General features: G+C 55.6%; 21 protein-coding genes. 16 read left to right on the top strand and 5 right to left on the bottom strand.

Annotated elements, in window-relative coordinates:
- Window positions 1–97 precede the first annotated feature (97 nt).
- The 3 genes from DNH61_RS10175 to DNH61_RS10185 are packed head-to-tail and all read left to right on the top strand — an operon-like array spanning window position 98 to window position 4551.
- Entirely contained in the window at window positions 98–1723 is a 1626-nt protein-coding gene (locus DNH61_RS10175; protein WP_111146557.1) for a response regulator, read from the top strand.
- Window positions 1720–3567 (top strand): cache domain-containing sensor histidine kinase, encoded by a 1848-nt coding sequence (locus DNH61_RS10180; RefSeq protein ID WP_111146558.1) that lies wholly within the window; start codon window positions 1720–1722, stop codon window positions 3565–3567. Before DNH61_RS10175 ends, DNH61_RS10180 begins: the two co-directional genes overlap by 4 nt.
- Window positions 3568–4551 carry a substrate-binding domain-containing protein gene (locus tag DNH61_RS10185; protein WP_111146559.1) on the top strand — a complete coding sequence of 328 codons (984 nt, stop codon included), beginning with the start codon at window positions 3568–3570 and terminating at the stop codon, window positions 4549–4551.
- A gap of 5 nt (window positions 4552–4556) precedes the next feature.
- On the opposite strand, the gene DNH61_RS10190 is transcribed toward DNH61_RS10185, so the two are convergent.
- Window positions 4557–5582 (bottom strand): LacI family DNA-binding transcriptional regulator, encoded by a 1026-nt coding sequence (locus DNH61_RS10190; RefSeq protein WP_111146560.1) that lies wholly within the window; start codon window positions 5580–5582, stop codon window positions 4557–4559.
- Between the two features lie 168 nt (window positions 5583–5750).
- On the opposite strand from DNH61_RS10190, the gene DNH61_RS10195 reads away from it, so the two are divergent.
- From DNH61_RS10195 to DNH61_RS10215, 5 genes are all read left to right on the top strand, one after another.
- A complete protein-coding gene (locus DNH61_RS10195) occupies window positions 5751–7547 on the top strand; it encodes an L-fucose isomerase (RefSeq protein ID WP_111146561.1) in 1797 nt (598 codons plus the stop codon).
- Between the two features lie 31 nt (window positions 7548–7578).
- Complete coding sequence (locus DNH61_RS10200; RefSeq protein ID WP_111146761.1) at window positions 7579–8238, top strand: class II aldolase/adducin family protein; 660 nt, start codon at window positions 7579–7581, stop codon at window positions 8236–8238.
- 37 nt (window positions 8239–8275) lie between these two features.
- Entirely contained in the window at window positions 8276–9766 is a 1491-nt protein-coding gene (locus tag DNH61_RS10205) for a rhamnulokinase (RefSeq protein ID WP_111146562.1), read from the top strand.
- A gap of 78 nt (window positions 9767–9844) precedes the next feature.
- Window positions 9845–10054: a hypothetical protein gene (locus DNH61_RS10210; RefSeq protein WP_111146563.1), complete on the top strand. Its 210-nt coding sequence runs from the start codon at window positions 9845–9847 to the stop codon at window positions 10052–10054.
- A 181-nt stretch (window positions 10055–10235) separates the two neighbouring features.
- Window positions 10236–10682 carry an RbsD/FucU family protein gene (locus DNH61_RS10215; protein ID WP_111146564.1) on the top strand — a complete coding sequence of 149 codons (447 nt, stop codon included), beginning with the start codon at window positions 10236–10238 and terminating at the stop codon, window positions 10680–10682.
- Between the two features lie 161 nt (window positions 10683–10843).
- Here DNH61_RS10215 and DNH61_RS10220 read toward each other — a convergent pair whose 3' ends face one another.
- Both DNH61_RS10220 and DNH61_RS10225 read right to left on the bottom strand, forming a co-directional pair.
- Window positions 10844–11332: a DUF6773 family protein gene (locus DNH61_RS10220; protein ID WP_111146565.1), complete on the bottom strand. Its 489-nt coding sequence runs from the start codon at window positions 11330–11332 to the stop codon at window positions 10844–10846.
- Window positions 11322–11531: a helix-turn-helix transcriptional regulator gene (locus tag DNH61_RS10225; protein WP_111146566.1), complete on the bottom strand. Its 210-nt coding sequence runs from the start codon at window positions 11529–11531 to the stop codon at window positions 11322–11324. Before DNH61_RS10225 ends, DNH61_RS10220 begins: the two co-directional genes overlap by 11 nt.
- A 240-nt stretch (window positions 11532–11771) precedes the next feature.
- Between DNH61_RS10225 and DNH61_RS10230 the strand changes: the two genes are divergently transcribed.
- The 3 genes from DNH61_RS10230 to DNH61_RS10240 all read left to right on the top strand — a co-directional run bounded on the left by DNH61_RS10230 (window position 11772) and on the right by DNH61_RS10240 (window position 13588).
- The gene (locus DNH61_RS10230) at window positions 11772–12752 is read left to right on the top strand and encodes a phosphotransferase (RefSeq protein ID WP_111146567.1); all 981 of its coding nucleotides are present in this window, start codon (window positions 11772–11774) and stop codon (window positions 12750–12752) included.
- A gap of 87 nt (window positions 12753–12839) precedes the next feature.
- Window positions 12840–13301, top strand: coding sequence for an N-acetyltransferase (locus DNH61_RS10235; protein WP_111146568.1), 462 nt, complete (start codon window positions 12840–12842; stop codon window positions 13299–13301).
- Window positions 13289–13588 carry a Rieske (2Fe-2S) protein gene (locus tag DNH61_RS10240; protein WP_111146569.1) on the top strand — a complete coding sequence of 100 codons (300 nt, stop codon included), beginning with the start codon at window positions 13289–13291 and terminating at the stop codon, window positions 13586–13588. Before DNH61_RS10235 ends, DNH61_RS10240 begins: the two co-directional genes overlap by 13 nt.
- A 60-nt stretch (window positions 13589–13648) precedes the next feature.
- Here the strand turns inward: DNH61_RS10240 and DNH61_RS10245 are convergent, their stop codons facing one another.
- Window positions 13649–14818 (bottom strand): ROK family protein, encoded by a 1170-nt coding sequence (locus tag DNH61_RS10245; protein WP_111146570.1) that lies wholly within the window; start codon window positions 14816–14818, stop codon window positions 13649–13651.
- Between the two features lie 269 nt (window positions 14819–15087).
- Here DNH61_RS10245 and xylA point away from each other — a divergent pair, with 269 nt between their 5' ends.
- From xylA to DNH61_RS10270, 5 genes are all read left to right on the top strand, one after another.
- Complete coding sequence (gene xylA, locus DNH61_RS10250; protein WP_111146571.1) at window positions 15088–16401, top strand: xylose isomerase; 1314 nt, start codon at window positions 15088–15090, stop codon at window positions 16399–16401.
- A 120-nt stretch (window positions 16402–16521) separates the two neighbouring features.
- On the top strand, window positions 16522–18018 hold the full coding sequence (gene xylB, locus DNH61_RS10255; protein ID WP_111146572.1) for a xylulokinase: 1497 nt from the start codon (window positions 16522–16524) through the stop codon (window positions 18016–18018).
- A 167-nt stretch (window positions 18019–18185) separates the two neighbouring features.
- Window positions 18186–19181 carry an aldose 1-epimerase gene (locus DNH61_RS10260; protein WP_111146573.1) on the top strand — a complete coding sequence of 332 codons (996 nt, stop codon included), beginning with the start codon at window positions 18186–18188 and terminating at the stop codon, window positions 19179–19181.
- Window positions 19182–19186: 5 nt separating this feature from the next.
- The gene (locus tag DNH61_RS10265) at window positions 19187–19759 is read left to right on the top strand and encodes a GNAT family N-acetyltransferase (protein WP_111146574.1); all 573 of its coding nucleotides are present in this window, start codon (window positions 19187–19189) and stop codon (window positions 19757–19759) included.
- A 227-nt stretch (window positions 19760–19986) separates the two neighbouring features.
- Entirely contained in the window at window positions 19987–21159 is a 1173-nt protein-coding gene (locus tag DNH61_RS10270; RefSeq protein WP_111146575.1) for a methyl-accepting chemotaxis protein, read from the top strand.
- A gap of 13 nt (window positions 21160–21172) precedes the next feature.
- On the opposite strand, the gene DNH61_RS10275 is transcribed toward DNH61_RS10270, so the two are convergent.
- The gene (locus tag DNH61_RS10275; protein WP_111146576.1) at window positions 21173–22051 is read right to left on the bottom strand and encodes a LysR family transcriptional regulator; all 879 of its coding nucleotides are present in this window, start codon (window positions 22049–22051) and stop codon (window positions 21173–21175) included.
- Window positions 22052–22171: the final 120 nt, after the last annotated feature.

Below are 22171 nucleotides of genomic sequence, written 5' to 3' on the forward strand. Positions count from 1 at the left end.
GATCAAATTGTAAACGTTTACATTTATTCCTAGTCATAAAATGCCAGCAGGCAACAATACTTGGCCCGCAGGGATGGCTGAGGGAGGTGCGCGGAAATTGTATACGATTATGCTGGTGGATGATGAGGATGAAGTCAGGGAAGGCATGAAGCTCAAGACGGACTGGGAGGGTGCCGGGTTCAGGCTGGTGGGCGATTATGCCAACGGTGTTGATGCGCTCGAAGGGTATGAAGCGCTGAAGCCGGACGTTGTGATAACCGATATCTGTATGCCCTTCATGGATGGGCTCGAGCTGTCGCGGCGCATATTGGCACAGTCAAAGGATGTGAAGCTGGTTATAGTAACCGGCTATGAAGATTTTGAGTATGCGAAGCAGGCCATCAAGCTCAATGTGAAGGATTATCTGCTGAAGCCGGTGAACCTTGCAGAGTTTACAGCTTTCCTGGGTGGAATCAAGCAGGAGCTGGATGCTGACAGGGCTCACCGTGAGGATCTCAGTGCTCTGCGGCGCAAGCTGAATGAGAGCTTCCCGCTGCTGCGTGAACGGTTCCTTGACCGGCTGTCCATCACCCGGCTGTCTGCGGATGAAGTGGCGCGCAAGTTCGCTTACTTTCACCTGTCGCTGCCGGGGCCAACTTACCTGGCGCTGGTTGCCGACCTGGATGAGCCGGCGGGCAGAGGTAGCGAAGTGGAGAATGGAAGGGAAACAGCGGATGGCGAACTGCTGCGCTTCGCAGCTGCGAATATTTTCAAGGAGTGGTTCGAGGGAGATTTCGGCGGGATTGTATTCCAGACAAGGGAGGACCGGATTGCGGTCTTCGCAGGGGGTCTGCCGGGGCGTCTAGAAGCAGAAGCAGGTGCGCTGGCGGAGCATGCCAGAGACAGCGTGGCCAAGTATCTTAAGCTGTCTGTTACAGTGGGCATCGGGAGCCTGTGCGAGTCGCCCTGCCTGCTGTCCGATTCCTTCCGGGAGGCCTCTGCAGCGCTGGATTACCGTTTTCTAATGGGGCGGGGGGCTGTTATCTCCATCGGCGACCTGGAGTTCGGCAGAGGGAACGGACGCACCCAGGGGCAGTGGGAAGCAAGCCTGATTGCCGCCGTGAAGAGCGGGCAAATCATACAGGTTACGGATATAACCAGCCAGTGGATTAGTGAACAGAGACGCTCCGGCATGCAGGTAACCACCTGTATGCAGGGGCTTTACAAGGTGCTCGTCGCCTTAATGAACTGGGTAAGCGAAGCCGGCTTTGACGAGCAGGCGGTGCTGGGAAGTGATCCGTTCAGCCGTGTCCGCAGACTGCAGACGCTCGATGAGGCGGGAGAGTGGCTGCTGCAGACCTGCCGGCAGGTGATGGAGCATGTGACGGAGAAGCGGTCGCATGTCCATACCGGTCAGATTGAAGCGGCGCTCCATTATATTGAGCAGCGTTACACAGACCCGGCATTCTCACTTCAGGAGCTGTGCGGCCACCTGTACTTAAGCGTCAGCTATTTCAGCAGTCTCTTCAAGCAGGCAACCGGCGAGACATTCGTCGAGCGGCTGACACGGCTGCGAATTGAGAAGGCGAAGGAGCTGCTGGCCTTTTCCGCACTCAAAACCTATGAGATCGCAGGCAAGGTGGGCTATAACGATCCGCAGTATTTCAGCGTGCTGTTCAAGCGGCTCACAGGCGAGACGCCAAAGGCATTCCGCGCGTCCCGCAGGGGAAGCGTCCGTCTATGAAGCCGCTGCGCTGGTTCCAGTTCAAGAGTATCCACACCAGTATAGCGATCGCCTTCTCACTGCTGATCATCTGCACAACGCTGGTGCTCAGCTACAACACATACCGGGTCTCCTCAGGTGCTGTAACAGATAATTCCCTGCAGTATACGGCTCAGCTGGTGGAGCAGGTCAGCATGAATATCAATACGTACATAGCCAACATGCAGAGCATCTCTGAGCTTGCGGCCCGGCAGGAACCGCTGCGCCGGCTGAGCATGCTGGAGGAGGCTGGCGGGGGCGGAGCCGCGCGTCTTAAGGAAGAGACGGAACGGCTCTTCCAGTCCATTGTATCCTCGCGCAGTGACATTGCGGCCATCATGTTCGTGGGATCAAGCGGGATCGTTGCCAGCAGCAGGGAAGACGCTGTACCGAAGTCCTACAAGGAGCTGAGTGGTCAGGATTGGTACAGGCAGGCTATAGAAGCGGACGGGGAGACGGTGATTTCATCCTCCAGGGTCCAGCATCTGTTCGAGCAGGAGTACCGCTGGGTCGTGTCGCTCAGCCGCGCCCTGCCCGGGACAGAGAAGGGCATGCCAGGCGGCGTGCTGCTCGTAGATCTTAATTTCAGTGTTATTAATGACTTGTGCAGCCGCATTCATATGGGGAGCCGGGGGTATGTGTTCCTGCTGGACCCCGAAGGCAGCCTGGTTTATCATCCGCAGCAGCAGCTTGTCTATTCCGGCTTGAAGTCAGAAGCGGTGGATGCAATTCTGGCGTCCGATGACCGGACATTCGAGTTCGAGGCGGGCGGCGTCCGTAAAATCTATACGGTCCATTCATCCGGCTACGGATGGAAGACAGTCGGTGTCAATGATCCGGATGAGCTGGGCGGCAGCAAGGGCTATATGCAGCGGGCGGCTGCTCTCTGGGGCATCCTGTGCCTGGCTGTGGCGCTGGCCATCTCAGTTATCCTGTCCAGGCGGCTCATGAAACCGGTGAAGGCGCTGAACAGCAACATGAAGCTTGTGGAAAAAGGTCATTTCGACACCCGAACCGACTTTGACAGCCCGAACGAGTTTGGCCGGCTGGCGCGAACCTTCAACCTGATGACAGCCAAGATCAAGGAGCTGATGGAGCAGGTGGTGCAGGAGCAGGAGGACAAGCGGGTCAGCGAGCTGAAGGCTCTCCAGGCTCAGATCCATCCGCATTTTCTCTATAACACGCTGGACTCGATCATCTGGATGGCCGAAACGGGGAAAATGAACGAGGTGGTCCGCATGACCTCCGCACTCTCCAAGCTGCTGCGCACGAGCATCAGCAAAGGGGAGGAGAGGGTGCCAATCCGCCGTGAACTCGCTCACATTGAGCATTATCTCACCATTCAGTCCATCCGCTACCGGGACAAGTTCACGTACGAGGTGGATGTCGATCCGGATATTCTGGACTGCCTGATTCTCAAAATTGTGCTGCAGCCGCTGGTCGAGAACGCCATCTATCATGGCATCAAGAACATGGCTGACCCGGGCCATATCCGGATCAGCGGCTGCGCAGCTGGAGAGGATATTGTGCTCATCGTGGAGGACAACGGGACAGGAACCGATGCGGACCAGCTGAACCGGATGCTTGCACAGGCGGAAGAGGCGGCATCACGCACTGCTGCTGCGCCAGCTGGCGTAGGCGGCCAGGGCCAAGGCGGGGGCTCAACCGCAAGTAAGGGAGGCAGCGGAGGAGTAGGGCTGCATAATGTTAATCACAGGCTGCGGCTGAATTACGGCGAGGGCTACGGATTAAGGTTCGAGAGTGAATGGGAAGAAGGAACTACCGTCTATGTCCGGATCCCCCGGGTACCAAGGCAGGAGGAGTAGATGCGGAATATGCGTACAGGCAGAATACTTGTCATCGCAGCTCTGCTCGCTGCCGCAGCAGCCGCTGTGTGGTGGGCAGGCCAGCATTGGAGGCAGCAGCCGGCGCCGGTTATCTGGTTCATGCCGAAGACTGCAGCTCCGGAAATGGAATTCTGGCAGGTGATGCTGCAGGGCGTTCACACGGCTGCAGCAGAGGTCGGGGCGGAGATTCGTGTGGCGGGTACTGCGGAAGAAGCGGATGTGGAGGGCCAGATCACGCTGCTGGAGCAGGCCGTGCGGGAGAAGCCGCAGGCCATCATACTGGCGGCCACGGATTATAATCGCCTGATGCCGGCTGTCACACAGGTTAGAGAAGCAGGAATCACGCTGGTCACGGTTGATTCGGGTGTCAGCGGAGAGCCAGCCGCAAGCTTGATCGCAACCGATAACTATGAAGCGGGCCGCAAGGCGGGTGCGGTGCTTGGCAGCATGCTGGAGCCGGGTGATACGGCGGCGGTTATCAGCTTTGTGAAGGGGTCTACTACCGCCATGGAGAGGGAAGCGGGCGTCCGTGACAGCATGAGTGAAGTCAGCGGTCTGCGGCTGCTGGAGACGCGCTACAGTGACTCTTCAATCGAGCAGGCTTATCAGCTGACAAGAGATCTGCTTGAACAGGAGCCTGGCATAAAGGCAGTAGCGGCACTTAACGAGATGACGGTCGTCGGGGCAGCCAGGGCCATCGAGGAGGCTGGGCTGGCAGGCACTGTCCGGCTGGTCGGATTCGACAGCTCAATGGATGAGATCGCCTATATGGAGCGCGGCGTGCTTGATGCCACTGTCGTACAGCGTCCATTCAACATGGGCTATCTCGCCGTGCGGACGGCAGCATCGGCAGCCGCAGGCGACCGTGTGGAACCTTCAATTGACACAGGCTCAGTCGTCATTACCCGATCGAACATGTATACACAGGAGAACCAGAAGCTGCTGTTTCCGTTCGTGGAGTAGAGCTGCTAGTCTGCTGCAGGTGTCAGCCGCTTGACCGACCGGCGGATGAGCAGGTCTGCGGGCAGAACGATTTTGTTCCAGGGCGATGCCATCTCCCTTGTGATGATCCGGTCGATCAGCAGCTGTATGCCCAGGTAGCCGAATTGATAGGCCTGCTGGGCGGCTACCGTGAGGAACGGATCGATTTCGGCAAATGGTCCCAGGTCATCGAAGCAGACGACGGACAGGTCATCCGGCACCTTCAGCCCGCGTTCGCGCAGCAGCCGGATGATGGCCATCGCCAGTACGTTGTTGCCGGCCATGATGGCGGTTGGCTGCTCGGCAAGCCCTTCAAACCAGCATTCGATTCCGCGCGGGTCATGGGAAGGGCCGAAGCCTGCTTCGAACAGGTAATCGTCACGGTATTCGATCCCGCCGAGCTTGAGCGCCTCCTGGTACCCTTGAAGACGCAGCCTGGCGCTCGAGATGGAGGAGGACCCGTTAACTAGAGCGATGCGCTGGTGGCCCTCGCCTATGAGATGCTCGACAAGACGCCGGGCCCCGTCCTTGCTGTCGCCAAGCACAATGTCGCATTCAATGCCGGGCACCTCGCGGTCCAGCAGGACGAACGGCACATTGTGCTTCTTCAGCGCTTCCAGGTGCGGAAGGGAAGGGTCGCCTGCAGGAGCAACCAGAACACCGTCCACACGAGTTGTCAGAATGGTCTGGACATAATCGGCCTCCTTGGCCAGATTCTCATCGCTGTTGCCGAACAGCAGACGGTAGCCGTTCTTGCGTGCTGCATCCTCGGCTCCCCTGGCCAGTGTCGTATAGAACGGGTTCGCAATGTCCGTGATCAGCAGGAAGATGCTGCGGGTCTGCTGAAGCACCAGGCTGCGGGCATTGTGGTTCGGCACGTAGTTCAGCTCTTCCATCACTTTGCGGACCTTGGCCCGTGTCCGGTCACTGATTTTTCCGGTGTTATTGATAACCCTTGATACAGTCATGGCCGATACATTTGCCTTGGCCGCTATGTCGTAAATGGTAACCATGGTTAGCTCTCCTTGTCTGATGCTGGTTGTGTCTATCATACCGAAAAGAAAGCGTTGACATCAAGGGATGCTGTTGTTATGGTAAGGTTATCGGTAACATTCTTATGGCATCTTCGCAGGCAAGTCAGGCATTCTATCATTCTTCAGAACATTCGGGAGGGATTTGGAATGAACAAGGGTCAACAATCACGCTGGCTGGGGGGCTTCCCCAAGATCGGCATCCGGCCGACAATTGACGGCAGGCGCCAAGGGGTTCGAGAATCACTGGAGGAGCAGACCATGCGGATGGCGAAGGCGACCGCTGCGCTGCTGACAGAGCATCTTCGTTATCCAGACGGCACGCCGGTGGAATGCGTCATCGCCGATACAACAATCGGGGGCGTGGCAGAAGCGGCGGCCTGCGCGGATAAATTTACAAGGTCGGGAGTAGGGGTATCGATAACCGTAACGCCATGCTGGTGCTATGGTACGGAAACGATGGATATGGACCCTTCAATCCCCAAGGCGGTATGGGGCTTTAACGGCACCGAGCGGCCGGGAGCGGTATATTTGGCCGCTGTGCTCGCAGGCTACGCGCAGAAGGGGCTTCCGGCTTTCGGCATCTATGGGGAAGAGGTGCAGGATGCGGACGCAGACGGCGTGCCGGAGGATGTGAAGGATAAGCTGATCGGATTCGCACGGGCAGGCCTGGCGGCAGCCTACATGCGCGGCAAATCTTACCTGTCGATGGGTTCTGTCTCCATGGGCATCGCTGGCTCGATTGTCAGCGACAGCTTCTTCCAGGAGTACCTGGGCATGCGGACGGAGTATATTGACATGACCGAATTCGTCAGGCGGATGGATGAAGGCATATATGATCATGACGAATTTTCGAAAGCGCTGTCATGGGTGAAGGAGAACTGCAAGGAAGGACCGGACAACAACCCGGAGGAGCTGCAGTCCTCGCGTGAGCGCAAGGATCAGAATTGGGAGACGGTTGTGAAAATGACGATGATCGCGCGCGATCTGATGGTCGGCAACCCGCGGCTTGCCGAGCTGGGCTTCGGTGAAGAAGCGCTTGGCCATCATGCGGTCGCGGCAGGCTTCCAGGGGCAGCGCCAGTGGACGGATCATTTTCCCAATGGCGATTTCATGGAAGCGATGCTCAGCTCGTCCTTCGACTGGAATGGCATCCGTGCGCCATATATTGTGGCCACGGAGAATGACAGCCTGAATGCGGCAGTGATGCTGATGGGCTACCTGCTGACGAACACAGCCCAGATATTTGCTGATGTACGCACGTACTGGAGTCCGGATTCGGTTGAACGGGTGACCGGGCACAAGCTGGAGGGTGCGGCTGCGAACGGGCTGCTGCATCTGATTAACTCGGGGCCGGCTGCGCTGGACGGAACAGGCCAGATGATGAGCAGGGACGGCAGGCCGGTGATGAAGCCGTTCTGGGAGATTTCCGAGCAGGAAGCGCAGGCCTGCCTGGATGCCACGCAGTGGCGGGCGGCCACAACGGAATATTTCCGCGGCGGCGGCTACTCATCGGATTATCTCACTAAAGGCGGTATGCCGATGACCATGTCCCGCATCAACCTGGTGAAAGGGATCGGGCCCGTACTGCAGATTGCGGAAGGCTATTCGGTGGATCTGCCTGAAGACGTGCACGACGTGCTTGACAAGCGTACAGACCCGACTTGGCCGACGACCTGGTTTGCCCCGTCACTGACGGGAGAGGGCGCCTTCAAGAGTGTTTATGACGTGATGAACAACTGGGGAGCGAACCACGGCTCAATCAGCTATGGCCATATCGGGGCCGATCTGATCACGCTGGCTTCCATGCTGCGGATCCCCGTCAACATGCATAACGTTGCAGAAGAGAAGATTTTCCGGCCGCGTGCCTGGTCGCTGTTCGGAACAGCTGATCCAGAAGGTGCGGATTACCGGGCGTGCAGCAATTTTGGACCTTTGTATAAATAAGTGAGCGGGACAGGAGAGGAGAGGAATGGCAATGAACAGCAGCAGTATTCGTGAGGAGCTCTGCAAGTATGCGCGCAAGACGGTCGCCAACAAGCTGGTGGTCGGTCCCGGCGGCAACCTTAGTGCGAGATATGAGGGCTATATGTATCTGTCGCCAAGCGGTTTTGCGCTGGATGAGATTGAACCGGAGCAGTGGGTAGAGGTGAACATTGAGACAGGGGCTATAACGGACATCGGCCTGCGGCCTTCTTCCGAGGTGCTGATGCATCTGTATGCGTACCGGGCTAACCCGGATATCGGAGCGATTGTGCACACCCATCCGCCATACTGTATTGCGTTCACGCTGGTAGAGAAGGAGCTTCCGGTGATGTTCCCGGACCAGGCGGCGCTCGTCGGGCGGACGGTCTATGTCCCATACGTGCTGCCGACAACCGACAAGCTGGCGGATGCTGTTGTAGAGAAAGTAAACGAGGCCAGCTCCATTCTGCTCGGCAACCATGGACTGGTAACGACCGGCCGCAATCTGCGTGAGGCGTATTACCGGACCGAGGTGGTAGAGGAAAGCACGAAGATCTATCTGATCGCCAGTGCTATTCGCGAGCCGAAGGTGCTGACGAAGGAAGAGTATGAGGAGATTGCTTCACTCGAGAGTGAGGCTTACCGGATTGAGCTGCTTCAAAAGATGAAGTGAGATTGCAGGCAGATCACAGCCGAAGGGGATGGGGACGATGGGCAACACAGCAGCCGTTCTCGCCTTCGATCTGGGCGCGGGCAGCGGCCGCGCTCTGATCGGGGAGCTGCGAGAGGACGGAACGGGCGGGCGGCGGCTTGAGGTGACGGAGATTCACCGCTTCCCGAATCAGGCGGTAACGGCAGGCAGCCATCTGCATTGGGATTTCCTGCGGCTGCTGCATGAGGTGAAGACCGGAATCCGGCGGGCATTCCAGGCCGGGTATGCGCCGGAAACGCTTGGCATTGACACATGGGGTGTGGATTTTGGGCTGCTGGATGTGAACGGCGAGCTGCTCGGCAATCCTTACCATTACCGCGACTCGCAGACAGATGGCCTGGTTGAAGAGGTGGGGGAACTGGTCGGACCGGAGGAGCTGTATGCTCAGAGCGGCGTTCAGTTTATGCCGTTTAACACAGTCTATCAGCTCTATGCCATGCGCAAGGCAGCCTCACCCAAGCTGGACGCGGCCGAAACGCTGCTGCTGACGCCCGATCTGCTGGCTTATTATCTGACCGGCAGGAAGGTGTGCGAGTTTACGATGGCGACCACTACAGGGCTGTACAATCCGCTGGAAGAGAGCTGGAACAAAGAGCTGATGGGGCGGCTAGGCATCCCAGCAGGCATGTTCCTTGATCCTGTGAAACCGGGAGAGCTTGTAGGCCCGCTGACTGAAGAGGTGCGGGAAGAACTGGGTGTGCCTTCTACGGTAACGGTGGTGGCGGTTGGCACCCATGATACGGAATCGGCGATTGCAGCGGTTCCCGCTGTGAGCGGTGAGCCTTTTGCCTATCTGGTATGCGGCACCTGGTCACTGCTAGGGACCGAGCTGGCGCAGCCGAATGTGACGCCGGAGGCAAGGGCGCTGGATTTTTCCAATGAGGGCGGCGTAGGGAACACCTATCAGCTGCTGAAGAACATTATGGGCCTCTGGATTCTACAGGAATGCAAGCGGCAGTGGGAGGAGCGCGGCGAGTCGGCTGATTATCCCCAGCTCGTTGCTGAAGCCGAGTCTGCGGCTCCGTTCCGAAGCCTGATCAAACCGGATGACGCCCGGTTCTATGCACCCGCTGATATGCTTGCTGAGCTAAATGCCTATATGCGCGAGACCGGGCAGCCGGAGCTGCAGACGCGGGGACAGATGGTCCGCTGTATTCTGGAGAGCCTGGCCCTTCGCTACCGGGAAGCGCTGGAGCAGACCGAGCAGCTGACAGACCGCCGGTTCGGCGGGCTGCATATGGTCGGCGGCGGCATCCAGAATGAGCTGCTGTGCCGCTTCACAGCAGGAGCGCTGGGCCGGCCGGTATGGGGCGGACCGGTGGAAGCCAGCTCGATCGGCAATATGCTGGTGCAGCTGATGGCGGGCGGGCACTGTGCATCGCTTCGGGAGGCGAGACAGCTGGTTGCGGACTCTTTCGTTATTCGGACCTATGAGCCGGAGGAGACGGAGAGCTGGGAGCGGACGTTTGAGTCATACAGCAGGCTGTAGCTTGCAGCTAAGCCGGCGCTTGATTGGCATTCCTTGGGCTGCTGGAGGGGGCTGCAGGAGCAGCAATAGGAGGCGCTGTTGGCAAGCGGTGCTTCAGGCTGCGGGGCAGGCAGGCAAAGCTCCCAGAGCACGGTGCTCGACGTCACAAGACGGGGTCAGCCAGAGGAGCAAGCAGGCGAAGTCCCCGGAGCGCGGTGCCCGGCGTCACATGGCGATGCGAGCGGCAAGCGAAGGCATTTCGCGGGACAAAAGCCTGCGATTCTGCAGGTATTTTACGACCGAAGCTGAGCAGTGCCACAATGCCTGCAGAAGTGCAGGTATTTTACCTCGCGCAGCCCCAAGGCCTCCATAATCAGCGCAAAGGATGCACATTCGCAGGTATTTCACCCAGTAAGCTCTGTGAGCCCAGAAAAAGGCTGCACATTTGCAGGTATATGTACCTCTACCATTAAAAGGGGGAGTCGATGACATGCTGCATGGGATACCGAAGGTAATTTCACCAGAGCTGTTGAAGGTTCTTATGGAGATGGGGCACAGCGACGAGATTGTGCTGGCGGACGGCAATTTTCCCGCTGCGAGCCATGCTGTGCGCCTGATCCGCTGTGACGGTCACCGGGTGCCGGAGCTGCTGGACGCGATATTGCAGCTGCTGCCGCTGGATCAGTATGTGGATAAACCCGCATGCCTGATGCAGGTTGTGCCGGGAGATACGGCGAAGACGCCGATCTGGGAGGAGTACGGGCGTATTATCGCCAGACGAACGGGGCTGCAGTCTCCTTTCGAAGAGGCGGAACGGTTTGCGTTTTATGAGCGGGCGAGGAAGGCTTATGCGATTGTGGCAACCGGCGAGAGCGCCTTATATGCGAATCTGATTTTGAAGAAGGGTGTTATCGCTGAAGAGCAAGTAAGTGGATAGCCCGATGACAGGAGGCAGAATGAGGGAGTGTCCCATAAGTCATCGACATGACTGGGGCACCCCCTTAACACGGTGACTACAGGACTCAAAAGTCAAAGCTAATGAACCTTTGAAGCTCCCTTGCTTGCGGTCAGGCAGCCGCTGCAGCGTTACAGCCGCCGCTAGCTGTTGCCGGAAGACTTCTTGAACAGTCGAGCGGCCCGTTTTGCGAGATAGAGAAAGCCGTAAATGACGGTATAGATAACGATAAGAGCCAGAAGACTCTGAGCCCAATCGACCCAGCCGGACGGCAGTACCTCCATATCCCTGTACACTTTCCTCCAGCCTACATAGAGTGCGAATGCAATGAAGAATGTGACCTCATCGTGACGCTTTTCCTTCAACTCATCCGGTTCCAGCAGATCCTCGTCACGAATCCTGAAGCTTGTGTTGCGAATATATACGTACAGAATGAAGACCACAAAGACAGCAGCACTGAAAGCCCATTCCGACAGCGGCCTGTCAAGGAATACGCCTCGTATCACCATGTCGAGGAAGCAGATGACGGCTACCAGGAAGCCCGCCTCCGCATAGGATCTGTATTCCAGCGCCTGCACGCGTTCATCCTCGTGCTCCGTAATCCGCAGCCATTTTCTCACATTATCCTTCATGATGTCTTCCCTCCCAAAATAATTCATCAAGCGTCTTATCCAGTGCCTCTGCCAAATCGATGCACAGCTTCAAGGTAGGATTATAGCTGCCTGATTCAATTAAGCTGATCGTCTGTCTGGTGACATTCACCTTGCGCGCCAGCTCAATCTGAGTAATCCCCTTCTCCAGCCGGGCGAGCTTCACTTTACTGATAGGCATATCTGCTAGCCTCCATGTAAGTAAATTAAACCTTGCATATGTAAGATATAAATTACATCTGGTAGATATAGATTACGTTGCAGGTGGTGGAAATGTCAAGACTTTCCTTGGAGACCGCGGTATGTTTTACTGGCAGGAGGAAGATTCAATGTGTTTCAGCCTGAATGGCATGCTGTATGTGGTGCAGCCTGCAGCAGACAAGGTTGGAAGTTTTTGCTGTGAAATGGGGAGGAGCAGGAGATGATCCGGTCAGAGGAGCAACTATTGGAGGATATACTGGCAGCTTGTCAGCATCTCATTGGCAGGCAGCTGGATGCTAAGCCGGTTAAGCGCGGCTGGTTGAATTTGAAGTGGAAGGTTGTGACGGACTCAGGCACCTATTTGGTCAAGCAGTATAATCCCGAGAGGTACAGGCTGTATAAACAGGACAAATTATTGCTTGCGCTGAATGAGCAGGTAAGGCTGCATGCGGCAGGCCTGGCCTGCCCGCGGCTGCTGACGGAAGACCAGACGATTATGTTTGCATCAGAGAAGGGTGACTTATTCATTGTCATGGAGTACTGCAGCGGGGAGGTGATTCCGGCAGGCCAATCGAATGCCCGCCAGCTGTATGAGCTGGGCAAGGCCACAGGCAGAATGCATCGTCTCTTGAACGATGGAGCCCTTGGAAGCATTGCCTTACCGGTATTTGAACCTCCGCGGAAGCAGGTGCGGATTGATCATTGGAATACCTTGACGAACAAGCTTCCAGCGGGCATATCAAGCCATCTGGCAGATGAATTTGAGGTGCAGCGAAGAGCGACTGAAGCATTTAGCACGAAGTTGTTGGCAAGCTATCAGTCTGGTTGGGCGCATCGTGACCTATGGGCGGATAATTTATTGTTTGCAGGAGACAAGCTGACAGCAATTCTGGATTTTGACAGACTGGATTATGATTATCCGCAGGCGGATGCCGCCCGGGCAGTCATGTCCTGCGCATGGAATGAACAGGAGCTGGATATGCGGCTGGCTTATGCATTTATGGAGGGCTATACGGAAGAGAGGCAAACTGCAGAAGGGTACCTGACCAATGGCCTGCAGCTGCTGTGGTATATGGAAAGCACGTGGTGGATCACAGGAGACATGGACAACCACAGCGTGCCGCCTGCGCGTTTTGCCAGAGAGATGCGGTGGCTGGCCGAGAATATGGCATATCTGCCCGATATGCTGGATGGCCTATAAGTTGACTATAACATAGCAGGAAGTTATGGTGAATACTGGATGAGTGTTGTGTTGTATTAATTGCCTCACAGGAAAGGGGGAGCGGAATTGCAGATAAGGAAAGCTGATGAGACAGATTACGAAGAGCTTGTGCAGATTTGGCTTGAGGGGTCAATCGATGCACACCACTTCGTCGATCCGGAATACTGGAGGTCTATGTCGGAAGAGATGAGAACGAAGTATCTTCCCATGGCAAGCACTTATATAATCGAACAAGATGGAGCAGCGGCAGGGTTTGTGTCGATGGTTGACGATTATTTGGCCGCATTGTTCGTGGCTGCGGAATACCGGAATCAAGGATATGGAAGAGAGCTGATCCACCATGTCAAGCAGCTGTATGATCGCATTGAGTTAAAGGTCTATCGGCGGAACGATACGGCCCTGAATTTTTATAAACGCAGCGGATTTATAATCGGAGAAGAGGGAACCGACGAGCATACGAAGGAACAGGAATATGTGATGCTATGGCAAAAGAATAAGGCAGGAGGGGTTGCAGGATGCAGCAAGTGACACTTGGCAAGCCGGAGAGCTTTGAACGTTTGCCGGCGGAGGTAACAGTAGAGGGGCGCGAATATTATTTGACCCGCCATGAGGGAGCGTACGTGCTGTTATCACGCAGGTGCCCGCATGCGGGCTATACAGTAGAAGTGGAGGGCGGGGAGCTGTTCTGCCCGCTTCACGGCTGGACCTTTGACATGGAGAGCGGGCAATGTCTGAACGTGAAGTCTGCCGCTCTGGCTTCCTATAAAGTAGCGGTATGTGACGGGGTGCTCGTGGCTGAATTGGAGGAGCGCTGACGGCAGTCTGAGAAAAACGCTCCTCCCCGGTGTCATGATTCCCCCGCCGGGGAGGCAGTCTTACCCTTCAAGCCCGCCCTTCACCCGTTCGAAGAAACGGCTGATGGCATAGTAGGCAGCTCCCCGCACAGCTGAGCGCTCCTGCTGCTCGGCAAACAGAATCTGCATGCCGCTGCGGTGGTAAGGGAGTGTCCGCCTCGCTACGGTCTCCCGGACAGCTTCCCCAATCCAGCTTCCGGCCAGGCTCATCGTATTCCCGATAATGACGGCATCCGGGTTAAATACATTGACGATGTTGGCGATGCCGATCCCCAGGTACTGGCCTGTCTGGCTGAGCAGCTGGAGAACCTCAGGGTTGCCAGCCTCGGCTTCCGCGAGCACCGCTTCCATCGACTCAAAGCCAAGAGGGGCCGCGAGCTCAAGCAGCGCGTTCTCGGAGGCGTAGAGCTCCCAGCATCCCTTGTTGCCGCACCTGCACTGCTTGCCTTCAAGGGATATGGACAGATGGCCAAGCTCGCCGGAGAAGCCGGATGCTCCTTTGTACAGTTCTTTATTAATAATAATCCCCGTGCCGATGCCGATGCCGACACTGACATAGATTTGATGGGCGATGCCGCGGCCTGCTCCGTATTTTTGCTCCCCTTGGGCGCCTGCATTCGCTTCGTTATCAATGGTAACCGGCAGCTTGAACTCTTCCTCAACCAGCCGACTGAGCGGTGTCAGCTCCCATTCCAGATTAGGCGCGAACAGAATTGTTCCCGAGTCGTCCACGATCCCTGGAACGCCAATGCCAATTCCTATCACACCATACGGACTGGCTGGAGCGCTGCTGATTAATGACCGGATGCTCTCAGAGAGGCGGGGCAGCACCTCTTCCTGGCTTATGCCCGGAAGCTTAACGCGTCTTTCATGAATGATTTCCCCGCGAAGGTCAGTCAGGACACCCCGGATATAATTAACCCCGAGGTCGATGCCGACGGCATACCCTGCCTGGCTGTTGAACAGCAGCATGACGGGCTTGCGGCCGCCGCTTGATTCCCCCATGCCGATCTCCAGCACGAGATGGCTTGCAATCAGATCCTGGACAAGGCTGGATACCGTTGCTTTGTTCAGACCCGTTTTCTCGGATATTTGCGCTCTGGACAGCGGGGCGTGGGTGAGTACGCATTCCAGTACGATAGCGGTATTAATCTTCTTTATGAGTGCTGCGTCTCCTGTTGACTTCTGCATGGAATGACGTCGACCTCCAGTTAGGTAAGCTAGGACTAATATTCAGATAAAAGGCCATCTTAATAGTGTAGCATGACAGCTATGCAGCAACCAGTGAATATTGAAGCTCGGGCATTAGCTGATTTGAAGGCGGGGCCTGTAACAATTATAACACAAAAAAACTTAGTTTGTTTAGTAGACAAACTAAGTTTGGTGATGCTACAATACGGGTGAAACGTTTTCAAAACGTATATGACGACCATTTTAAATCCGGGAGGCGTGTCAAACTTATGGCATACTTTGATAATGTGGGCAAGATTCAGTTTGAAGGTAAAGGCTCCGATAATCCGTTTGCGTTCAAGCATTACAATCCGCAGGAAGTCGTTCTCGGCAAAACGATGGAAGAGCATCTCCGCTTCGCAGTTGCCTACTGGCATACCTTCACAGGCGAAGGCTCCGATCCGTTCGGCGTAGGCACGGCTGTCCGCAACTGGGACCGTTACAGCGGCATGGATCTGGCGAAAGCTCGCGTGGAAGCTAATTTTGAGTTCCTCGACAAGATCAACATTCCGTACTACTGCTTCCATGATCGTGACATCGCGCCTGAAGGCGAAACCCTGCAGGAGACGAACAAGAATCTCGATGTTATCGTCAGCATGCTGAAGGACAACATGGCCTCATCCGGCAAGAAGCTCCTCTGGAATACGGCAAACATGTTCACGAATCCGCGGTTCGTGTTCGGTGCTGCAACGGCTGTGAATGCGGATGTATATGCTTACGCTGCAGCGCAGGTGAAGAAAGGCCTAGAAGTCGGTAAAGAGCTCGGCGCTGAGAACTATGTCTTCTGGGGTGGCCGTGAAGGCTACGAAACGCTGCTCAACACGGATATGGCGCTGGAGCTTGATAACCTGGCCCGCTTCTTCCAGATGGCGCTTGCTTATGCGAAGGAAATTGGCTTTGACGCACAGTTCCTGATCGAGCCTAAGCCGAAGGAGCCGACAAAGCATCAGTATGACTTCGACGCAGCGACAACGATCGCATTTCTGCAAAAATACGGCCTGGCAGATAAGTTCAAGCTGAACCTGGAAGCAAACCATGCCACACTCGCTGGGCATACCTTCGAGCATGAAATCCGCGTAGCTGCAATTAACGGCATGCTGGGCTCGCTGGATGCGAACCAGGGCGACCTGCTGCTTGGCTGGGATACGGACGAATTCCCGACTGATCTGTACTCTACCACACTGACCATGTTCGAGATCGTGAAAGCCGGCGGCATCGGCCGCGGCGGCATTAACTTCGACGCTAAGGTTCGACGCGGCTCGTTTGAGCAGGACGATCTGTTCCTGGCTCACATCGCAGGCATGGACACTTACGCATGGGGCCTCAAGGCTGCAGCGAAGCTGATCGAAGAGCGTGTGCTGGACAGCATTGTGGAAGACCGCTATCGCACCTTCCGCGAAGGCATCGGAGCCGACATCGTATCCGGCAAGGCGACGCTTGCCAGCCTGGAGCAGTATGCACTTCAGAACAACCCGATCAAGAATCAATCGGGCCGCCAAGAGCGCATCAAGCTGATGATCAACGAGATCATCTACAGTGTGTAAACAATAGAGGCATATCATGGCAGGCATTAACAGACCTGCTGCAGCCAACCAACATGAACAGCCGGTCGCAAGGCCGGCTGTTTATGCCTTATTTTAACGCTTTCGGGAGGATGGCATCAGATGAGCTATGTAATCGGAATAGATTTAGGTACCAGTGCAGTCAAGGCACTGTTAATCGACCGTGACGGGAAGATCCGCGGTGAAGCTTCGGTAAGCTATCCGCTGTTTCACGAGCATTCCGGCTGGAGCGAGCAGAGGCCGGAGGATTGGGTGGAGGGTACACTCCAGGCGATTCGGGATGCGGTTGCTGCAGCCGGTATTGAGCCTTCGGAAGTGGAAGGCATCAGCTTCTCCGGACAGATGCATGGTCTTGTGCTGCTTGATGCTGACCGCAAGCCGGTACGCAATGCGATTCTCTGGAATGATACGCGGACAACCGAGCAGTGCCGGGAAATCGAGCGGACGCTTGGTGAAGATCTGCTTCATATCGCCCGCAATCCGGCGCTGGAAGGCTTCACGCTGCCCAAGATTCTGTGGGTGCGCGAGCATGAGAAGGAAGTGTTCGACCGTGCGAGCCTGTTCCTGCTGCCGAAGGATTATGTCCGTTACCGGCTGACTGGCGAGCTGCATATGGACTACTCGGACGCAGCCGGCACCCTGCTGCTGGATGTGGCGGGTAAAGTGTGGAGCAGGAGAGTGCTGGAGGCGTTCGATCTGCCGGAAAGCTTCTGCCCGGCGCTTATCGAATCGCATGGGCTTGCGGGCACGATGCTGCCGGACATTGCCGGGCAGTGCGGACTGACGCCTGTGACGAAGGTCTATGCCGGCGGAGCGGATAATGCCTGCGGCGCCATCGGCGCAGGCATTCTAAGCGAAGGCTTGACGCTCTGCAGCATCGGAACCTCGGGCGTCATTCTGGCTTATGAGAACAACAGGGATTCCGATTACAGCGGCAAGGTCCACTTCTTCAACCACGGCAAGGAAGATGCCTATTATGCAATGGGCGTTACGCTGGCGGCGGGGTACTCGCTCAGCTGGTTCAAGCAGACATTTGCCGCTGAAGAGTCCTTCAATGAGCTGCTTAAGGGAGTTGCCGACGTGAAGCCGGGCTCCGGCGGACTGCTCTTCACGCCGTATATCGTCGGCGAGCGTACGCCGCATGCGGATGCCCAAATCCGGGGCAGCTTCATTGGTATGGACGGCTCGCACAAGCGAGATCATTTTGCCAGAGCGGTTATGGAGGGTATTACATTCTCCTTGAATGAGTCGGTTGCTGTTTTCCGTGAGGCGGGCAAGACGGTGGATACAATCGTATCGATCGGCGGCGGGGCGCAGAATCCGGTCTGGCTGCAGATGCAGGCGGATATATTCGACGCCAGAGTCGTTGCGCTCGAGAACGAGCAGGGGCCAGGTCTTGGGGCAGCTATGCTGGCGGCTTATGGTGCAGGCTGGTTTGCAAGTCTGGAAGAATGTGCAGACAGGTTCGTCAAGCATGCTTCTGCTTATACGCCTAATCCGGATGCAGTTGAAACGTACAAGGGGCTGTTCGGCATCTATCGCGATGTCTACAGCAGCACCCGGGAGCTGAACAACCGCCTGGCAGCGTATAGAGGCTAAGGGCAGGCAATCGTAATAGAGCGGCCAACAGCCATCCGGAGTAAAATGCCGGATGGCTGCTGACCGTTCACGGAAAGCTAACGGTCTAGGCACAGTGCTGAAGGTTTAAACGGCATCCCGAATTATGGTATGCTAGACACGTACATAGCCAAGGGAGAGTGAACACGATGAGTTCATGCACTGCGTTTGAAGGAATTTATCAGGGAGAGAAGGCCATCTGGCTGAAGGCTGACCGCTATGAGGCTGCGTTCCTGCCTGGCGTTGGCGCCAATCTGATCGCGTTCCGCGATACGACGAGCGGAAGCCGCTTCCTCCATGAGCCGGCTGAGAACGAGATGCCGGCATTCAAGGCCAACCCCGGCATCCACGGCATTCCGGTGCTGTTCCCGCCTAACCGCTACGAGGACGGCAAGTTTCCATGGAACGGACGCGTTTACCAGCTTCCTGTGAATGAAGAAGCTACGGGCAACCATCTGCACGGCTTTGCCCACACAGCGGTATGGAAGGTGCTGCAGTTCGGCGGTTCGAACCGTGAGAGCTTTGTCGAAGCTGCGCTTGCTGTCGATGAACAGCATCCGATTTATCAGTATCTGCCGTTTCGCTTCACCATCCGCATCCGTTACGTGCTGAGTGAAGACGGCTTGTTCCAGCATATCTTCGTCCGTAATGACGGCGAGGAAACGATGCCGTGCCTGCTTGCGTTTCACACGGCGATTAATGCACCGTTCACGCCGAACGGCTCCGCGAAGGACTACCGTTTCAAGGCGACGATTGGCGAGCGCTGGGAGCTGAATGACCGCATGCTGCCGACTGGCAAATTCCAGCCGCTCTCTGCTCAGGAGGAGCAGATGAAAGGAGAAGGCATCTATCCTTTCTTCGAAGCGCTGGACAACCATTACACGGTACAACCCCAGAATGGACGGAACCTGATGGAGCTGACCGATGCCAAGGAAGGCATCACGCTTGTCTATGATGTCGGTACATCGTACAAGCAGTGGATGATCTGGAACAACGGCGCGACGGAAGGCTTCTTCTGTCCGGAGCCGCAGATTAATCTTGTCAATGCGCCTAATGTAGACCTGCCGGCGGATGAGATTGGCTTGTTCAGCCTTGCGCCGGGCGAAATTTGGGAAGAGCGTGCGCGTCTCTACATTAAGGGCTAACCGGGATGCCCAGATTGATTGGCGCCCGTGTGATGCTTCGGGAGTACCGCGCGGATGATTTTGCGGCGATGCGCAGGTGGGTGAATGATCCTGAAATCGTCAACCAGCTGTCGGACATCTTCCTCTACCCGCATACGGAGTCGTCCACGGAGTCCTTCATTCAAGGACAGATTGAAGGCGGCCCCGATCATAAAGGTTTCGTAATCGCCGACATCTCAACAGAGGCCTATATCGGCCAGATCGATCTGTTCCGGATTGACTGGAAGAACCGCAAGGCTGAGCTTGGCATCGTCATCGGTGCCAAAGAGCTTCAGGGCAAGGGCTACGGGTCGGAAGCGCTGCAGCTGCTTCAGGATTTCGTCTTTAACCGCTTGAACCTGAACCGGCTGCAGCTGGAGGTTTATGACTATAATGAGCAAGCTTATGCCTGCTATCGTAAGGTCGGCTTCAAGGAGGATGGACGTCTCCGACAGGCTTACTTTACGGAGGGCAGATATTGCGACATTATTGTCATGAGCCTGCTGAGAGAAGAGTATACGGATCGCCAGCAACTTGAACGAACAGACGCAGAGCAGTGAATATGGTGCAGAGAAACCAGCCGGGCTTCCGGCTGGTTTCTCTGTTTGCAGCGTGACTAATCGATTGAATGCGTGGATTTTTGGATGAAATTGTCGAAAGTTAACACTCCTTTTACAATTCTCTTGATTACAATTGATCTAATATACCTACGATTAGGGCATATAGGCGACTTAGGGCCTGAATCATGAATACGGCTGACGATCCAGTTAGATAGGGGAGATTGTAAGTGAAGGCAGTGTTAAATGCGGCAGCTTCAGCAGTACCGGCTCAACCGGGTAAGACCGTCTTATTCAGTGAAAAGGATCAAGGGAGGCTGGCCAGTACAGCCGCAGACTTTATCCGGAATACAGCAATAGCAACCCCGGAACATAAATGTGAGGAAGTGGCGAGAATATTCGGCAAGCATTCTGGCGCAGAGTGTGTTGTCGTCTGTGATGAACAGAAGCGGCCGGCAGGGCTAGTGATGCGGGACAAGTTCTTCCGGCAGCTCAGCCAGCGCTTTGGGGCGGCCCTGTATTACGAGAAGTCCATTGCTGTGCTAATGGATCATCAGCCTTTTGTGGTGGATGCGGATCTGCCGCCTCAGCAGCTTCTTCAGCAGGCGCTCGGCCGTGAGGATGACAGACTGTATGATTGCGTGGTTCTTGTGAAAGAAGGCAAGTATGCGGGCATTATGACGATGGCGGATTTGCTGGACCTCTCGGATACGCTTCAGAAGCAGGCGGTCACTCAGCAGGTGCAGACGATTCACCGGACGGAAAGGCTGATCGGGGAGATAGAGTCTGCAGTCCTGCAGGTTAATGAAGCGAGTACAGCTGTTGATGCCTTGTCTGAAAGGATGTCCGTCATGACAGTTACCGGCCAGAAGGAGCTTAATGGTGTCGCTAAGGCCTTTCAGGGGCTTTCAGAACGCACGCTTAAGCAGGAGGGACAAATTGGTGAGCTGCAGCTGCGTGCCAGGTCTGTCGGGGAAGTGTCCCACTTTATTCGTGAACTGGCCGAGCAGTGCGGGCTTCTGGCAATAAATGCGGCAATTGAAGCGGCACGCGCCGGTGAGCACGGGAGGGGCTTTGCGGTTGTGGCTGATGAAGTCGGAAAGCTGGCTTCACAGACGAAGAGCTCCGCTGATCGGATATCGGGTATGATCGATGCTATAGCTGAAGCAGTTGTCCATGCAGCTGACCTGGTTAGGGAGACCAGAGAAGACTCTCTGGCAGCTGAGCATTCGGTCATCCGCACCGTTGCTGTCTTCGATCAGCTGCTTGCTTCAGCAGAAGACAGCAGGAGAAGTGTGAAGCAGATGCTGGAACTTACGCGGCTTGCCTGCGGACAGACAACGGATGTCCAGGAAGGAATAAACCGCCTGGCGAAGCAGCTCGAAAGGGACCATCAGCTGTAACAGAGCTTCTGGCTTATACGACGGAGTCCGTAAGGCAGTCGAGCAATGTCCTGATGGACTCCATATTCACATGCTGATCTGACCACATGGCGTACTGATGCCATACTGGCAGGTCAGCTTCTTCCAAGCTGAGGCGGACTAACCGGCCCTTGCACCATTCTCCGAGCGCAGCCTCAGGCAGCAGGGTCAAATATCGCCCTCCCGACACAGTGTTAATAATGAAATCGATGGAATCCGAAGAAGCAGGCGAGTTGATAGTCAGATGATTGGCGGCTGCCCAGGTATGAAGCTGCTCGGTCAGAGCCTGATGAAGAACAAACTCATAACCGCTCAATTTACCTCCTTCAATAGAAGAATGGGCAGCAGCCAGCGGATGATCCGCTGCTGCAAACAAACAGAATGGCGATTGAAGGACTTCCTTTACCCCTATGCCGCCCGTGTCTTTCCCAGTCCTCTCTGTAAACAGCACATCAATTAAACCTTCTGCAAGGTTCTCCTGCAGTATATGTTCATACCCTGTCATTACCGAGACAGTAATTCCGGACTGTTCCATCCAGCGCGTTAACAACCCCATATGTCCCAGGGCTGCTGCCATGACGCTCGAGCAGCCGATCCGGAAATTCCGGCTTCGGGATCTAATATCCTCCATTCGTTCCAATGCCTCTGTATAAAGTGTGTCGATTTGTTTAGCATAAGGGAGAAGAAGCTGGCCTTCATCTGTTAACAGCACACGCCCGTTCCTGATCTGGAAGAGCTTGACTCCCCATTCATTCTCCATCTTCTTCATATGAAAGCTGACAGTTGGCTGCTTCATTCCGAGAGCATTCGCCACGGCTGTCACCTGCTTGTAGCGGCCAAGCAGCCGCAGTATTTTTAGTTTCAGTAAAGACATTTATCTTCTCCTTAACGAATGTATCATCATGTATTCAATTATTCTATATTATACTCAAATACATAGATAAACTGTATATATATTTTGCATTCAGTTAACATTACGTTAATAGTCCGCAAA

The sequence above is a fragment of the Paenibacillus sambharensis genome (assembly GCF_003233845.1).
Lineage (GTDB): Bacteria > Bacillota > Bacilli > Paenibacillales > Paenibacillaceae > Paenibacillus_I > Paenibacillus_I sambharensis.

What these genes read in the sequence shown, in the direction of transcription:
- DNH61_RS10205 (WP_111146562.1), top strand. Translation starts at nt 8,276, where the DNA reads ATGGGCAACACAGCAGCCGTTCTCGCCTTCGATCTGGGCGCGGGCAGC.
- DNH61_RS10220 (WP_111146565.1), bottom strand. Translation starts at nt 11,332, where the DNA reads ATGAAGGATAATGTGAGAAAATGGCTGCGGATTACGGAGCACGAGGAT.
- DNH61_RS10225 (WP_111146566.1), bottom strand. Translation starts at nt 11,531, where the DNA reads ATGCCTATCAGTAAAGTGAAGCTCGCCCGGCTGGAGAAGGGGATTACT.
- DNH61_RS10180 (WP_111146558.1), top strand. Translation starts at nt 1,720, where the DNA reads ATGAAGCCGCTGCGCTGGTTCCAGTTCAAGAGTATCCACACCAGTATA.
- DNH61_RS10195 (WP_111146561.1), top strand. Translation starts at nt 5,751, where the DNA reads ATGAACAAGGGTCAACAATCACGCTGGCTGGGGGGCTTCCCCAAGATC.
- DNH61_RS10275 (WP_111146576.1), bottom strand. Translation starts at nt 22,051, where the DNA reads ATGTCTTTACTGAAACTAAAAATACTGCGGCTGCTTGGCCGCTACAAG.
- DNH61_RS10190 (WP_111146560.1), bottom strand. Translation starts at nt 5,582, where the DNA reads ATGGTTACCATTTACGACATAGCGGCCAAGGCAAATGTATCGGCCATG.
- xylB (WP_111146572.1), top strand. Translation starts at nt 16,522, where the DNA reads ATGAGCTATGTAATCGGAATAGATTTAGGTACCAGTGCAGTCAAGGCA.
- DNH61_RS10240 (WP_111146569.1), top strand. Translation starts at nt 13,289, where the DNA reads ATGCAGCAAGTGACACTTGGCAAGCCGGAGAGCTTTGAACGTTTGCCG.
- DNH61_RS10230 (WP_111146567.1), top strand. Translation starts at nt 11,772, where the DNA reads ATGATCCGGTCAGAGGAGCAACTATTGGAGGATATACTGGCAGCTTGT.
- xylA (WP_111146571.1), top strand. Translation starts at nt 15,088, where the DNA reads ATGGCATACTTTGATAATGTGGGCAAGATTCAGTTTGAAGGTAAAGGC.
- DNH61_RS10185 (WP_111146559.1), top strand. Translation starts at nt 3,568, where the DNA reads ATGCGGAATATGCGTACAGGCAGAATACTTGTCATCGCAGCTCTGCTC.
- DNH61_RS10260 (WP_111146573.1), top strand. Translation starts at nt 18,186, where the DNA reads ATGAGTTCATGCACTGCGTTTGAAGGAATTTATCAGGGAGAGAAGGCC.
- DNH61_RS10265 (WP_111146574.1), top strand. Translation starts at nt 19,187, where the DNA reads ATGCCCAGATTGATTGGCGCCCGTGTGATGCTTCGGGAGTACCGCGCG.
- DNH61_RS10200 (WP_111146761.1), top strand. Translation starts at nt 7,579, where the DNA reads ATGAACAGCAGCAGTATTCGTGAGGAGCTCTGCAAGTATGCGCGCAAG.
- DNH61_RS10215 (WP_111146564.1), top strand. Translation starts at nt 10,236, where the DNA reads ATGCTGCATGGGATACCGAAGGTAATTTCACCAGAGCTGTTGAAGGTT.
- DNH61_RS10245 (WP_111146570.1), bottom strand. Translation starts at nt 14,818, where the DNA reads ATGCAGAAGTCAACAGGAGACGCAGCACTCATAAAGAAGATTAATACC.